Annotated in this window: 14 protein-coding genes; 4 read left to right on the forward strand and 10 right to left on the reverse strand. The window is 66.4% G+C overall.

What is annotated here, in order from left to right; all coding sequences use genetic code 11:
* Window positions 1–409 precede the first annotated feature (409 nt).
* The 6 genes from Sfulv_RS19935 to Sfulv_RS19960 form a co-directional block, all read right to left on the reverse strand.
* Window positions 410–805 (reverse strand): Imm7 family immunity protein, encoded by a 396-nt coding sequence (locus Sfulv_RS19935; protein ID WP_173315951.1) that lies wholly within the window; start codon window positions 803–805, stop codon window positions 410–412.
* 536 nt (window positions 806–1341) lie between these two features.
* Entirely contained in the window at window positions 1342–5961 is a 4620-nt protein-coding gene (locus Sfulv_RS19940; protein ID WP_173315953.1) for a putative T7SS-secreted protein, read from the reverse strand.
* Window positions 5961–6608 (reverse strand): hypothetical protein, encoded by a 648-nt coding sequence (locus tag Sfulv_RS19945; protein WP_173315955.1) that lies wholly within the window; start codon window positions 6606–6608, stop codon window positions 5961–5963. The genes Sfulv_RS19940 and Sfulv_RS19945 overlap by 1 nt, the downstream gene beginning before the upstream one ends.
* Window positions 6605–7111, reverse strand: coding sequence for an SseB family protein (locus tag Sfulv_RS19950; protein WP_173315956.1), 507 nt, complete (start codon window positions 7109–7111; stop codon window positions 6605–6607). The genes Sfulv_RS19945 and Sfulv_RS19950 overlap by 4 nt, the downstream gene beginning before the upstream one ends.
* A 99-nt stretch (window positions 7112–7210) precedes the next feature.
* Window positions 7211–7414 carry a DUF397 domain-containing protein gene (locus Sfulv_RS19955; protein ID WP_218578054.1) on the reverse strand — a complete coding sequence of 68 codons (204 nt, stop codon included), beginning with the start codon at window positions 7412–7414 and terminating at the stop codon, window positions 7211–7213.
* Window positions 7411–8283 (reverse strand): helix-turn-helix domain-containing protein, encoded by an 873-nt coding sequence (locus Sfulv_RS19960; protein ID WP_173315957.1) that lies wholly within the window; start codon window positions 8281–8283, stop codon window positions 7411–7413. Before Sfulv_RS19960 ends, Sfulv_RS19955 begins: the two co-directional genes overlap by 4 nt.
* A 188-nt stretch (window positions 8284–8471) precedes the next feature.
* Between Sfulv_RS19960 and Sfulv_RS19965 the strand changes: the two genes are divergently transcribed.
* The 3 genes from Sfulv_RS19965 (at window position 8472) to Sfulv_RS19975 (ending at window position 10440) form a co-directional block, all read left to right on the forward strand.
* Complete coding sequence (locus Sfulv_RS19965) at window positions 8472–9113, forward strand: ATP-binding protein (RefSeq protein WP_173315958.1); 642 nt, start codon at window positions 8472–8474, stop codon at window positions 9111–9113.
* A gap of 264 nt (window positions 9114–9377) precedes the next feature.
* Window positions 9378–9752: a type II toxin-antitoxin system VapC family toxin gene (locus Sfulv_RS19970; RefSeq protein WP_173315959.1), complete on the forward strand. Its 375-nt coding sequence runs from the start codon at window positions 9378–9380 to the stop codon at window positions 9750–9752.
* A 148-nt stretch (window positions 9753–9900) separates the two neighbouring features.
* Window positions 9901–10440, forward strand: coding sequence for a DUF1697 domain-containing protein (locus tag Sfulv_RS19975; protein WP_173315960.1), 540 nt, complete (start codon window positions 9901–9903; stop codon window positions 10438–10440).
* An 8-nt stretch (window positions 10441–10448) separates the two neighbouring features.
* Here Sfulv_RS19975 and Sfulv_RS30595 read toward each other — a convergent pair whose 3' ends face one another.
* A complete protein-coding gene (locus Sfulv_RS30595; RefSeq protein WP_256669014.1) occupies window positions 10449–10691 on the reverse strand; it encodes a hypothetical protein in 243 nt (80 codons plus the stop codon).
* Window positions 10691–11488 (reverse strand): sulfotransferase, encoded by a 798-nt coding sequence (locus Sfulv_RS19980; protein ID WP_256669015.1) that lies wholly within the window; start codon window positions 11486–11488, stop codon window positions 10691–10693. The genes Sfulv_RS30595 and Sfulv_RS19980 overlap by 1 nt, the downstream gene beginning before the upstream one ends.
* Before the next feature lie 319 nt (window positions 11489–11807).
* Between Sfulv_RS19980 and Sfulv_RS19985 the strand changes: the two genes are divergently transcribed.
* Complete coding sequence (locus Sfulv_RS19985) at window positions 11808–12626, forward strand: enoyl-CoA hydratase/isomerase family protein (protein WP_173315961.1); 819 nt, start codon at window positions 11808–11810, stop codon at window positions 12624–12626.
* 54 nt (window positions 12627–12680) lie between these two features.
* Here Sfulv_RS19985 and Sfulv_RS19990 read toward each other — a convergent pair whose 3' ends face one another.
* On the reverse strand, window positions 12681–13643 hold the full coding sequence (locus Sfulv_RS19990) for a GNAT family N-acetyltransferase (protein ID WP_173315962.1): 963 nt from the start codon (window positions 13641–13643) through the stop codon (window positions 12681–12683).
* Entirely contained in the window at window positions 13640–14434 is a 795-nt protein-coding gene (locus tag Sfulv_RS19995) for a phytanoyl-CoA dioxygenase family protein (RefSeq protein WP_173315963.1), read from the reverse strand. The genes Sfulv_RS19990 and Sfulv_RS19995 overlap by 4 nt, the downstream gene beginning before the upstream one ends.
* Window positions 14435–14621 lie beyond the last annotated feature (187 nt).

The raw sequence follows: 14621 nt of genomic DNA on the forward strand, positions 1-14621 counted from the left end.
TTCACTACTTTCCCTTTCTTCTTTTGTGAGTAGCAACTTTCTTCTCGATGCTTCGCTCACCTGCCCACCTGGTGTTGTCTCCGCTACCTGCTGGGGTCTATCGCCCATCAGGTCACCTTGGTCCGCGCCGAGGTGAGGAGCGCGGTGGACTGACACACACGCCTGACCGTGGATGACCGTCCGCCCTGGGGCCGTCAGAAGCGGGGCAAGCGGTCTCCAGTCGAGGGAGCGCCGTCAGCCGAGGCTGGTTACTCCCCACGTTCCCAAGCCCAGCCATCCTTTACTTTCCTCGTGATCATTGTTGACCTGGACGAATACCTTCATTGCCCATACGTGATATTGCAAGGAATAGTTGATTAGCTGTTGATGCTCCGAGGGAGGGGAGTCGATGCTGCCATCTCACTCGAGTTCAGTCCTCGATGGTTGGCCGGACCGGGGAAAGGGATGGGTCCAAGCGAACACTGACTGCACCCCTGGCCATAACGCGAACGCGGAATGCCCCTTGTCCTGGCGGTACATCCATGTCCGAAGAACGCTCATAAAGGATCCCCCACGAACCGGGGAAACGGCTCGCAATGTAATGGAGAAGGTTGTCCAGGTCCGCGGCTTCGTCGCGGCGCCGGTTCATGAGTCCATTGGCAAGAACGAAAAACTCGCCATTGTGAAGTTTCAGGGAAACTTCACCGGTCTCCCATTCGATTTCGTCGATCCGCGCCCGCAGATCGACAATGCCGGAGTCAAGACTTCCGGCATCTGATTCTTCGCTGGATTCAGCTACTCCGAACCAACCGTGAAATTCATACATCAGTTAACACCGATTGCTTCGCATCGATCACAGGGACATGCCTCATTGCTTCGCCAAGTGTGCTTCCCCCATTTCTCCCGTCCGGCTCCTGGGTGCAAGGGGTTGCCGCGTCGAGTTTCGCAAGCGAATCACGAGAAAAATGATGTTTCCGAGATGGAAACTTCTGGGAATACTTGCAACCTGAGCTCTCCTGCAGTGTCTCCCGTTCTGAAGTCCACGACGAGTTGGGTCTTGTCATCTCCCTCGTCGACGCGTAGGAGAGTGGCTCCCTCTCTGAAAAGATGCAACATGACCTTGCCCGAAGGTGTGCACCAGCGAACATTTACTGACTGCCCGACCGCATCGTACGAAAATGCCAGGTCCTCGCCTGTCACATCGACCAGGTTCACGGTCCTTTGAGTCTCTCCAGTGATCTCTGGCTCGACTCCCAGTGCGTTAACGATTTCTTGGGGTCAGGTGAGACAAATTCTGCCGTCAAGGAACTTCTCCTGTATTTCGCGTGCGATTGCCTGCTCGGAATTGCAGCTGCCGGATTCCTAACTGCGGAATATTACGGTGGACAGTCTGTATCCGCCGTCGGGCATGATCTGCCATGTACTCTCTACGCCGAGCATTCCATGTGGACCGTATAGCACGGATCTTGTTTTACCGAAGTCACCCCATTCGTTGGTGAAATGTTCTGAAAACCCATTTCCAGTGGCCTCCTTCAAATGGTTGGTTACGAATTGACGAGAGGCCGGAGTGTCGTGGAAACCTATACTCCTCAGTTGATTGGCATTTTGTATCGCCCTCGGAGTGTTGTGAGGATCCGCCTTCACGTCCCTATTGAACAGATAATCCAATTTTCTCGGGTTGACTTCAGGGCAAGGAGCAAGTCCAAAAGGATCTGCGCTTGTAAGGGGGTTTTCCACGTAGGTACCCGAGTTGGGTGACGGGGAGATACCCAGAGGGTCGACAGAGAGATATCGGGCAGTTTCCGGGTCGTAGTGCCGGTGAAAATTGTAGTGCAGTCCGGTTTCGGGATCGAAGTACTGGCCGGGAAAGCGAAGTGGTGTGTACGCGATGCTGTCGGCAGACCACGTGGTGGTGCCCCACAAGGTGCTGCGGGTATACCAGGCAAGACGGCCCGACTCGTCGATGAGCTCGGTCGGGGTGCCGATGAGGTCAGTGACTACGGCGAAGAATCGCTCGTCGACGGTTTCTTGTGCAGGGTTGGCCGAGAGGATGCGTTCCGTCTGAGTGAGGGGGCGGAGCCCGTCATGGCCCCAAGTGAGGGCAACCGGGTTTGCCAGAGTATCGGCGTAGGTTATCTGTTCGCACAGAGTGGTTCCATCCCAGGCGAAGACGGTCTCCTCTACCACTGTGTCGCTTTGTGCCTGCAGGCGTTGCTTGGCTATTCGGCGACCGAGAGGGTCATAGAGATAACGCCAGTGCGCACCCTCGGGAGTGGTGACCGAAGTGAGCCGGTCCTCGGAGTCCCAGGTGTAGTGCCAGGTTTCCGGGGCTCGGGAGAGGTGGGTCTTCTGACGGAGGACGATGCGGCCTTGCGCGTCGTGCTCGTAACGAACGCGGCCGGCGCGGCTGAGCCGTGTGCCTGTGTAGGTACGTTCGCCCGTGGCTTCATGACCGGGGTGATCTACAGGCCACGCTGCCTGTGTCTGGTTGCCCGCTTGGTCGTAAGCGTAGGTTTCGGTCCAGTGAGTGCCGGTGACCGCTGTTACCCGGCCGACGGTGTCCAGCTCGAAGTGGCGGGTTCCGGAAACACTGTCGTGGATTCCGATGAGGTTACCGTCTGCGCGGTAGGTGTAGGCACGGCGCTTCAGGCTCTGCCCCTGTGCCCATATGTTCTCGCTGGCGAGACGGCCGGCTCTGTCGAATTCATGGGTGAGGCTGATCGACTGCCCGATGCGCCGGGTAGTCTCCTGCCCGACGGCGTTCCGTGTGAACGCAACGGTTCGTCCGGAACTGGAAAGGCTGCTGCACCGCCCGGCGGCGTCGAAGTCCAAGGTGCTTGTCACGCCGGATGGGGTTGTTCGGGAGGTCCGTCGCCCCAACGTGTCATAGCCGTAAGTCAGTGTGCGGCCGTTTACGGTCTCGGTCCTGAGCCTCCCCTGCCGGTCGTTCATGCGCGTGAGGGTTACGTGAGGGCCGACAGCGCAGGCTAGTTGGTCGAAGACATCGTATTCGAAGGTGGTGACCGCACCGTCCGAATGTTTGCGCAGCAGTTGTCCGATTTCATTGCGCTCGTAACGGATCTCCTGGCCGAGCCCGTTGGTGCGAGTGACCAGGCGTCCAGCCTCGTCATGACCGTATGCAAGTGTGCGCCCGTCGAAGTCGGTCTCCGCTGTGAGACGACCACTGGGATCGTATTGATAGCTCCATTTCAGACGATGTGGGTTGCTTACCTCGATTAGTCGCAGATTGGCGTCGTGGGTGAACTCGTAGCGAGCCCCGTCCGTGCCCGTGCGTGCTGCAAGGAGGTCGAAGTCGGAGTACTCGAACCGGCTGACCCTACCCAGGGCATCGGTATGGGACAGGCAATTGCCTTCGCCGTCATGCGTCCAAGATTCCTCGCTGCCATCCGGCCCTGTACGCCGAGCCAGCCGGCCTTCAACTGTCCATTGGTATCCGCTTATTGCTCCGAGAGCATCGGTCACCGTGACCGTCCGGCCGAAGGCATCCCGTTCGTAGTGCGTCGTTGCGCCCAGCGGGTCGGTGGTCACGGTGGGCAGACCCGCTCTGTCGTACCGTGCCTCGGAGCGGTGCCCGAGTGCGTCCGTCACGGATACGACGTTTCCAGCCTCGTCGTACGAGTAGATCGTTGTCCCGCTGGAGGCGTCACTGACCGACGTACGGTTGCCGCGCTCGTCGTAGGTCTGGCGGGTGACCGTCCCGTCCGCTCGCTTGACGCGCACCGGTAGGCCGAGGTCGTTGTAGTCGGCGGTCAGTTCCCGTCCGTCCGGGCGGACCACTGCGGTGAGGCGGCCGTGCTCGTCGTACGTGGAGCGGCTGACGTGTCCGAGTGGGTCCGTGACCGACAGCAGGCGGTGGTAGCGGTCGTGCTCGTAGCGGGTGACGGCGCCGAGTGCGTCGATCTCGGCGACGACCTGGGAGCGGTCGTTGATCACATAGCGGGTGGTGTGGGCCAAGCCGTCTGTCATGGACGTCATGCGCAGGCCGGTGTCGGGGTCGGTGCCGTCCCAGGTGAAGCGGGCTTCGAGGTGGCCGTTGGTGCCGGTCTGGTAGACGCAGCGGTCGTGTTCGTCGTAGACGTACTCGTACCGGCTGCCGTTGGTGTCCGTCCAGGCGGTGATGCGGCCCAGTTCGTCGCAGTCGAAGCGCAGGGGTTCGCCGGAGGAGTTGGTGACCGCTGTGAGGTGGCCGTCGGTGTAGCCGTAGCGGAGGATCTCCTGATCGGTGCCGTCCGGTGCGGCGCCCGCCAGGTGCAGGGCGGTGACCCTGCCTTCGCTCGTGGTGAGTTTCAGGTGGTAGCCGCCGTGGTGCACGATCGACGTCGGAGCGCCCGTCTCGTCGTACTCGAAGGTGATCCAGCGACCGTTGCGGTCGTCGATCTGGGCCAGCAGTGCCAGCCCCCCGTCGGGTTGGTCGACGAAGTGGCGGACGTGGCCGGATTCCGGGTCGGTGACGGTGTAGCCGTCGTCCACCCGGTCCAGGGGCCAGCGCCGGCCGTGCGTGGGCATGACGGGAACGCCGGGCGCCGGGTGGGGGTAGGCGAGCAGGCTGCCTTCGTCGCAGCTGAACACCACGCCTTCCGCGTCGATCTCCAGCCGTTGGTCGACCGTGCTCGACCAGCCGGATCCGAACCAGCGGCCTGCCCGGTGGGAGGAGTCGAAGACCCGCTCGAAGACCAGGGGCAGCGACCCGGGCAGCACGATGTCGGTCTGCGGGAGCAGCATGCGCCCGGTCGCGACGTCCACAGGGTCTCCGGCGCACTTGACGTCGCCGCACTTCTTGGCGCTGGAGTCGGGGTTCTTCTCGTGGCCGTTGCGGTTGTTGCCCGTAGGGCTGTCGGCCAGGTCCTTCATCCCGGCCCGCAGGCCGCCCCTGAGCAGACCGGCGCCCTTGGTGCCGACGATCTCGGGGATGAGTCGCCCGATGAACTCGGAGGGGTCGCCCTTGGCAGCGTCCCAGGCGTTCTTGAGTGCGCGGTCGGGGTTGGCGGCGGTGGAGACGAGGCCGGCGAGCGTCATGTTGACGCCCTTGTAGTACTCGGCCGGGTGCGTCAGGTTGTACGGGTCGGTCGGGTTGACCGAGCGGACGAAGTTCACCAGTCCCGCGGTGCCCTTGATGACACCGCCACCGAGGTGGGCCAGTTCGATGCCCTGGCCCAGGCCGTAGTCGACAAGTTCCTGTTTGGCGCGGTCCAGGCCGGTCGGTTCCTTCGGAGCGTGCGCCATGGCGGCGGTGACCGCGCCCTTGGCCGCTTCGGCAGCCTCGTTGCGCGCCCTCCGGGCACCCTCCAGGATCTCCTGCGCGTGCTGCCGCTTGACCGTGCCCGGATCGGAGAACTCCCCCGGATGCGGAAGCGGATGATCGGTGTTGCGGACCGCGTTGTAGGCTGCCGCCTTCTCCCTGAACGCGGCAGCAGCCCTCTCGTACTCCTGCTTGCCCTCCTTGTAGAGAGCGATCGCCTCCCGGGCCTTGGCCTGCGCGCCGGTGACCGCCCCCGCGTACGTCTCCAGCGCCGCGGCCGCGTCCTGGAACGCGTCGGCCGCCCGCAGCCAGTCGGTGGGGAGAGTCTGGAACTTCTCCCGGAACGTCTCGGCGGCGACACCCTTCCAGTGACCGGAGTCGAGCCGCTTCATCCCGCCGCCCACGAGATCGAACGCCTTCTGGAAGTCCCGCAGGTTCTTCACCGCCGCGGCGATCTTCTCCGGCCTGCCGTGGATCAGCTCGTTCGCATCCTCGCTCTGCCCGAGCTGCTGTTCCCCGACCTCCGCCCCCAGCGAGGACGCGGTCTCATCACCCCAGTCCTCGACCGAGTCCGCCAACGAGTCGGCACCGACCTTCTCCAGACCGGAGCCGACGAGATCGGTGCCCTTGTCGATGCCCTCGCCCACAAGCGCCTTGCCCTTGTCGACCAGGTCGCCGGCTCCGTCGTAAAGGTCGCCGCCGAGCTTTCCCCAGTCCACCATCAGCGACTCTCCCCCCACCGCGGCTGCTCAGCCTGGTCGATCGTCTCCTGCGACGGATCGAGCTGCTCCTTGAGCCGTTCATCCGCCGCCGCCCGCACCTGCGGATCGATCAGTCCGCTGCGTTCCATGGAGTCGAGGGTGGCGTCCTCCACGTCGTAGGCGGTGTTCCGCCAATTCTGCTGGACCTCGCCGTGGGCCTCGATCATCGACTCCGCGCTGTAGTCCGGATTGTCGTACGCGGTCTGACGGCTGATCGTGTCCCAGCTCATCGCCTTGACCTCGTCCTCGGACAGGTGCGGATTGCCGTTCAGGGAGTTCACACCGACCTTGAAGGAGTCCTTGACGTACTGCTCCTGCTCCGCGAAGGAACCCGCCGACAGTCCGACCCCGAGCGCGAAGCCGTTCCCCTTCTGCGTCAGGGCCCGCACACCCCACTCCCAGCGGTCGCAGAACGTCCGGAACTCCGACGCCAGCCCGCCGTGCCCCAGCTCCAGCCCCGACATCGCGAGATCCGAGAACCCCCGGCCCGTCGACGCCTGGCCGATCATGCCGAGTTCCTTCAGCTCCGCGTGGGCCAGATCGATCCCCTTCGCGATCGCCGCCAACGCCTCCGGCGGCACATCGAGGTCGGGAGTCTCCCCGCTCACCGCGTCCCCCCGGTTTCCACCGCGACGGCATCCGGCACGATGCCCGCCACCGGCGGGAACAACATCCCGCCGTCCTCACTGCCCGCGTCCAGCGCCACTCCCGCCGGGCCCGGCAGCATCGGCACCATCACGTCCAGCAACCGCGCACCCAGAACGGTCTGGTACGTCCACTCCCGCCCGGCATCCCCGCGGGCGCGCGCGAAACGGGCCAGGGCCTCCTCGTCCGAGAACGCGCAGATCCACCGAACGCCACCCTGGTCGGCCGACCACAGATCACCGGCCTCGTCCAGCGGCACCAGCACCGCCGTACGCCGGAACTCACCCAACAACACGGCGAGCTCATGCCGGGCCGCCGCCAGGTGATCGTCTGCCGTCGTCACGGCAGTGACCGGCGCGGGCGCCTCACGTGCTGCCGGTGGTTCCTCGGTCACCGGCCAGTCGGCCAGGTCGGCGATCTTTGAACGCCGGGTGGGCTTCGCTACGTCATCCCCGTTGTCGAACACCCGTCGAATGCTGTCACGGTGCGCTTCTCAGAAGCAACGCATCGAAGTGGCCGGGCAGTCGTCGAGTGGAGGGCCCCGCGCCGGGCCGGGGCGCGCGGCTCAGACCAGCTGGCTGATGAACGTGCGCCAGGCGTCGTGGCCGAAGGCGATGGCCGGGCCGGTGGGGCGTTTGCTGTCGCGGACGGGGATGAGGTGGGGGAGGTTGTCGGTGACCTCGACGCACTCTCCCTGCCCTCCGCTATGGCTGCTTGTGCGCCACTTGGCTCCCGCGAGGTCCAGCGGAGTGAGGCGGGCGTGGGTCATGGTCTGTGCTCCTTGGCGATGCGTCGGATCAGGCCGAGTGATTCCGTTGGCGGCAACGCCGAGGTGCGAGCGTCGTCGAAGAGGTCGCGGTAATGAGCAACCTCTGACTCTCGTTCCATCCAGATATTGCCGGTCGGAGTCTCAGTCAGTACGAGATCGAGCGCCGACACCCGCGGAAAGCTCAGCAGCAGGTACGGCCCGAACATACCTGGGTGCGCTCCACGGGAGAAAGGCAGTACCTGGACAGTGATGTTGGGCTGCTCGGCAAGGTTGGCCAAGTGCTCCAGCTGGTCGTGCATCACCGTCTGACCTCCAACCTGCTGGTGGAGAACTCCTTCGGCAAGTACCGCCCAGAGCTGCAAGGGGTCATCACCTGACAGGCGTTCCTGGCGGGCCAGTCTCACCTGCACGAACTGTTCGATCTCCTCCGCCGTCTGCCAAGCGCGGGAAGCGACGGTTACTGCTCTTCCGTACTCCGGAGTCTGGAGGAGTCCGGGGATCAACTGGACCTGGAACGTCTTGATGCCGTCGCAGATCGTCTCCATCTCGATGTAATCGCGGTACGTGTCACCGAGGACCGGCCCGTATTGGTGCCACCAACCCTCGCGGCGCCGGCGGTTCGCTGTACGGGCAAGCGATGCCAGGCGTTCACGAGCTTCCGGGTCCCCCACGTTGTACGCGTGTATCAGGGCGACCAGGTCCGGTGTACGGACGGGGACGTGACCGTTCTCGATGCGGCTGATCTTGCCCTTGGTGCAGTCGAGGACTTCGGCTGCTTCACCTGTGGACAGACCTGCACTCTCACGGAAACGACGTAGCTCGTCCCCAAGCTGACGTCCCAGAACGGTGGATGGCTTCACGGATGGCATACGTCACTCCCTATCAGCCGCGCACGCCTTCTGCGCCCAGGATGCACGAACGGATGAATTGCGCAGTGAAGACCCATTCAACATTGCGCGAGTACGAATTGTACGGACACTCTGAGTGAGACGAGATATGCCAACGGCACGCGGCTGCCCGGTACTTACCCGGCAGCCGCCGACCAGCAGGGAGCGGCATGGCAGAGCACTCCGACCATCGTGAAGTCAGCCTCCGGCTGACTCGTTGCCGAAGTAGCGTTCCCCGAGTTCGGGCGGTGCTGCGGGCCACGCTCGGCGAGTGGCGTGTAGGACAGGAGGTGGCGGAGGCGGGCGAGTTGGTGCTCTCGGAGCTGGTGACCAACGCCCTGCGGGTACCCGCCCCGGGTGACCGGATGGTCGGCGTACGCATCATTTGCAGGGAGAAGGGTGCCCGCCTGCGTCTGGAAGTGAGCGACGCGGGGGCGGGTCGGTCAGAGGTGCAGCGGGTCGGTGAGCTGGACACAACCGGGCGCGGGCTCCTGATCGTGGAGGCCCTGGCGCACCGCTGGGGCGTCGACGAACGCTCCGCCGGGATCGGCAAGACCGTCTGGGCGGAACTGCTGGCCCCCGGCGTCGACCCCACACCTCCCTACCTGGAGATCGCGGCCGTCACCGTCCGCCCCGGCCAGTGCGTACGTGCCTGGGGCGCCTGGCACATGGTCCGAAAGGTCCGGAGCGAGCGGTACGCCTCGGGAGGGCTCGCTGTCATCATCGCCCTCGACGACGGCGGTCCGGCGCTGCGTCTCGATGCGGCGGAACCGGTGACCGTACGGGCTCCGGGGACGGTGGCCGCGTCATGAGGGCCCTGTGGATGAGGTTCCGCCGCCGCAGGACACGCAGTGCCGGGCCACGCTTCACCGGCACCTTGGTGCTGATGAACGATGGACGACCGATCGTGGTCAGCCGGGCCGGTGAGCCCGTACCCATGGTGCCACCGCCACCGCCACCTCCGTCACCCCGAAGGTGCTGCGAGTCGGACGCGGCTCGCTTCGGGGCCGTATCCGCATCGCCGCGGACTTCGACGAACCGCCCGCCACCATCGCCGAAGCGTTCGGGATGCGCTGATGAGACTTCTGCTGGACACCCGGGTCGTCATGTGGTGGCTGGACGACTCGCGGGAACTGTCCCCGAAGGTCAAGGAGTTGCTGGACACCGAGCCGGGTGTGTACGTCAGTGCCGTGTCGGCGTGGGAGATCACGGTCAGGCAGTACCTCGGGACATGTGAAGGCCCTGGCGAACTCGCGGAGCAGGTGCGAGACATCCCGTTCACGGCCGTGCCCGTCACCGCTGCGCACGGGGTGCGGGCCGGCAGGCTGCCGATGGTGCACACCGATCCCTTCGACCGGATGCTGATCGCTCAGGCGCAGGCCGAAGGGATGGTGCTGGTCACGCGGAGCGAGTGGATTCCGCGGTACGACGTACAGGTCATGCCGGTCTGACTGTGGTCAGACGCTCGCCGGCCTCCCTCTCGCGGAGCGGGCGGAGCGTATGTCGCTACGCAGACTCCGCGAACCGGTGCGAGGCGTGCGGGCCGCACGGCGGTACCTTCGCGGCAGGTGGTTTTCGGACGTGGGCAAGGGGTCGAGCGTGCTATACATCGCGTTTCTGCGGGGCCTGAACGTGCCCGGCCGGTCGGTGAAGATGGAGTATCTGCGCGGGCTGTTCACCGGGATGGGCTTCGCGTCCGTGCGCAGTCACATCCAGAGCGGCAACGTCTTCTTCGACTCCGACCAGGACGACCGGGCGGTCCTGGGAGAGACCATCCGTACGGGCCTGAGCGAGGCGCTCGGGTTCGAGGTGGCCGTCTGTCTGCGTACGGTTCCCGAGGTGGAGGCGCTCCTCGCGCTCGACCCGTTCAAGGACGTCGCGGTCACCGATGACCTGCGGTGCTGTGTCGTGTTCACGAACCAGCGGATCGATCCGGCACTGGAGCTGCCGCTGATGTCGCCGAAGAAGGACATCGAGATCGTCCGGACCACTGAGTACGAGGCGTTCGTCGTCTGGCATCTGATCGGCGGCAGGGCGCCCGCCGCCAAGGGCTTCCAGGAGCGGGTCCTCGGCAAGGACGCGACGGTCCGGTTCTTCCATACCGTGGGGAAGATCCTCGCCGCGGCGAAGAAGGGCTGACGCCGGACTCAGCCGGCCGGCGGCGGTTCGCCCACGAACGCGGCCAGGCGGCGCATGCCGGGCTCGCAGGCGCGGTGCAGTTCCTCGGTCTGCGCGGGGGAGAGCGCGGCGGAGGCTCCGGTACGGCCCGCGTCCACCCGGTCCGCGACCCGGGCCGCCCAGGCTTCCGCTTCCGGGATGCCGGTGAACCGGCCGAAGCGGGTGAGTTCCGGGACCGGGTCGGCCACGATCCGGTCGTAGGAGATGTGCATCAGCCGGTCCTCGGGGAGTCCGACGAGGTGTTTGACCGCTCCCGTGCTGTACGACCACATCGTCCCGAACCGCTCCAGCGGGAGGCCGGCGCCGGCGAGCGCCGACGCGTCCAGGGTGTCCGGCGCGAAGGCGCGCAGGTGGTCGGGGAGCTGCCGGGCGTGGTCCGGGTCGTGGACCGCGTACGGGTCCACCCCAGGATCTTGCGCATCTCCCTGATCTTCACCGCCAGGCGGAAGATGGGGTGGCGGCTCATCGACACCGCGCAGTCGGGGCCGTGCCGGTACATGTGGACGAAGCGGGCCTCGGGGAAGTACGTGAGGAGATCGGGCAGGAAGCGCTGGGCGGCGCCCGAGCGCTCGATCACGACCTTCCGGCCCAGGAGCGAGGCCCACCAGGTGAAGAGGCGGAGGTACTGGCCGGGGAGCGGGGCCACCGGCCAGCCGGTCACCTCGTCCCGGATGCGGTCCAGGAGTGCGTCCGGGTCGTCGGTGAGCGGCGGCAGTGTCATCACCGACAGGGCGGGCACGTCTCCGGCGGCATAGCGGCCGGAGCCGAGCGGGTAGCGGTACTCGGGGACCGTCACGCCCTTGCGCATCAGCGTGTTCGGCTTCAGCCGCGGTGCGCTGAGCAGGTTCCAGAACGCCGGTCCGTCGAGCTCTCCGGCCGAGAACCCCCAGGGGTCCAGACAGGCGAAGAACTCGCTGAGGCTGAGCACCTCGCGGTGTTCGTTCACGAGGTCCGAGAGCATGGTGGAGCCGCAACGGCCGGTGCCCAGGACGATGGTGAGCGGTGCCACCTTCGCGCTCCTTCCGTCGGCGGGGACTGTTACGCGCGCAGGGAGATCGTCATTCCACATCCTCTCCCCGGTCTCTTCGCTTGCTCTATCGAAGAAGTTCCCCTGAACTCGTGACGGTTGACCGAATTGGGCGTTGACTGGCCCTCGGCGCCGTCCTTAGTGTTCCTTGCGATTCGCCATGGGCGTGCATTCGGCCAAGGGCTAATTGGCCGGAATCGCCGAGATCGGCCGGTGAGGCGCAACGAGCTCTTCGGCGGTGTGATCCAGCCATTCGACGGTGACCGCAGGCCACAGGGGCCGACCCGAGGGAAAGAGTCCGATGGTGAATCAGACGCCACAGTCCAGCGAGTCCAGCGAATCCAGCGTTTCCCACCAGTCCGGTGAGTCCATAGCGTGTTCCAAGGACGATGACGGGGTACTCCTCGCGGAATTCTCGGGAGCGCATGAGCAGAACCCCTTCAGCCGGGCCCGGATGCGGGAACTCACCGCGCTGATGCGGGACATCGACGCGGACGACAAGGTGCGGTGCGTCCTGCTGTACGGCGGGCCCGGGCGTTCCTTCGGCGTCGGCGGCGACTTCAACGAGGTCTCCATGTTCACCGGCGGCGACGAGGTGAACGGCTGGATCGACGACATCACCGACCTGTACGCGACGATCGCCGGGATCTCCAAGCCGGTCGTCGCCGCGATCGACGGCTACGCCATCGGGGTCGGCCTCCAGATCGCCCTGTGCTGCGACTACCGGGTGGGCAGCGAGAACGCCCGGCTCGTGATGCCGGAGCTGAAGGTGGGCATCGCCTGCAACTTCGGCGGCTTCATGCTGCGGTACACCGTCGGCACCACCGTCATGCAGCGCATGCTCTACACCTGCGAGGAGTGGCCCGCCCAGCGGGCCCTCGCCGACGGCCTGCTCCACGAGGTGCGGCCGGTGGAGGACACGCTGGGCCGAGCGCTTGAGCTGTCGCGCACCCTGGCGCGCTACACCCCGGAGGCGGTGCAGGGCACCAGGCCGCGGGTGAACGCACCCTTCGTGGAGGGGCTGGAGCGGCTCCGCGCCGAGGCCAAGGAGTCGCACCGCAAGGCGTTCGCGGCGGGCGAGGCGCAGGTACGGATGCGCCGCATCATCGGACAGAGCTGACCGGGTGGTCCGGGGGGTCACGGGCCGGACGCCCCGGCCCCCCGGACCAGTGCCTCAGCGCGTCACCGTACGGCGGAAGTCGTCGAAGCGGGTCTCCACCCGCCAGCCGAGCCGCTGGTAGAGGGCGATCGCGGGAGCGTTGGCGGTGTCCACGGTGAGGACCATCGCCGTGCGGCCCCGGCTCCGTGACGCGTGCATCACCCACAGCAGCAGCAGACTTCCCAGGCCCCGCCGCCGGGCATGCGGCGCGACACCGATCTGCCGTACGTAGGCCGCGCCGCGGCTGTCCAGCATGCGGTCGGTGATGTTGGCGAAGCCCACGGCCGTGCCGTCCACCTCCAGGAGCGCGCACTGCGCCGGATCGACGCCCGGGTCGGTGCGCCACCACTCCAGCCAGGTGTCGAACCCGTCCTCGCTCTTGCCCGCCTCCTCGGCGGCGTACGCCGTGTTCTTCACCGCGTGGAAGGTGCGGAAGTCCCGCTCGCCGTCGAGGTGGCGGACCACCGCACCCGGCACGTCGGGCGGCTGCGGGAGCGTGTCGTCCAGCGTGACCGCCATGCGGTGGTACGGGTGCGGGGAGCCGTAACCGCGGGTGTGCAGTGCGGCGCGGGCGGCCTTCTCGCCCTCCGAGACGAAGCAGGACAGCTCCCCCTCGCCCCCGGCCAGCTGCTCCCGGCAGCGGCGCTCGGCGAACTCCAGCAGTCTCGCCCCGTCGTCGGCGGTGGCGTCCGGGCCGAGCACCAGCTCCGCCGTCCACCCCGCGATCCCCGACGCGCTGCTCAGCCAGACCGCGCCCACGGGCCGGCCGTCCGCGCCCGGCAGCAGCCGGGCGTCCCTCCGGGCGTCCAGACCCGGGGCGGTCAGCCGGCCGGTGATCCAGGCCCGTGTCGTCTCCTCCCTGCCCAGCGCGGCGAGGTCCCGCTCGCGGGCGAGCCGCCAGACGGTCTCCGTGTGGGCGTCCGGATCGAGGGGGACCAGCACGGGTGCGCCACGGTCCCCGGGGGCGGGAGCCGTCATCGGGCCGCGCCCGGGCCGCCCTTGTCCCGCCGGGGGAGCGAGTAGACGTAACTGACCGCCCGGCGCTGGTCCGAGGAGCGGTTGGGCGCCGAGGTGTGCGCGGTGAAGCCGCCGAACAGCACCGCGGACCCGGCACGCCGGGGGAGCGTCACCGGGGTCAGTTCCGGCCAGATCTTCTTGATGTCGAGCGTGGGCTCACGCGGCGAGGCGAAGAGGTCGTCCTGGTTGATGCCGTCCGGCTTGTACGCGATCCGCTCGCGGTGCGAGCCGGGCAGGAACTGCAGGCAGCCGTTGTCCTCGCGGGCGTCGTCCACCGCGATCCAGATGGTGTAGACGTCCTCGTACTTCTCGTAGAACTCCTCCTTGAGGAAGAGGGCGTCCTGGTGCCAGGGCTTCTCCGAACCGACCTCGGAGGGCTTCGCCCACAGGAAGGTGTTGTAGAAGTCGCCCGCGACACCGTGCAGCGGGCGCACCACACCCTCGTTGAGGTTGATCAGCTCCGGGACGGCGGCCAGTTCGGGCGAGTGCTCGTGGGCCATGCCCACGACGCGTACCTTGCCCGGGATGCACTCCCGGCCGGCGGCGCGCGCGGCCCATCCGCCGCCCTCGCCGTCCGACTCCAGCTGCCAGCCGAAGGTGCTGTAGCGCATGTCCTCGGTCCGCCGGATCAGATCCGAGCAGCCGCGGCGCATCAGATCGAGGGCTGGTTCGGGCACCAGGTCGTCGAGCTGGATGACACCGCGCTCCTCCAGTTCGCCGGCGAGGTCTGCGATCGACTGGCTGAGGGGCATCGGCTCCACCTTTCTGTACGCGCACGGGCGTGCGGCGTCAAGAACTCTGTGTGTGACTCGACTATGTGCAAGCCCCCGGCGCACCGGCAACGGAACGGCCGTGGACGCTTCGGGGCAGGGCCCAAATGGCATAGGGCCAAGAGGGCTTCACCGCCTCTAGGGTGGGTGGACTGCTGGCCGGGAGCTG

The organism is Streptomyces fulvorobeus, from assembly GCF_013167895.1.
Taxonomy (GTDB): Bacteria; Actinomycetota; Actinomycetes; order Streptomycetales; family Streptomycetaceae; genus Streptomyces; species Streptomyces fulvorobeus.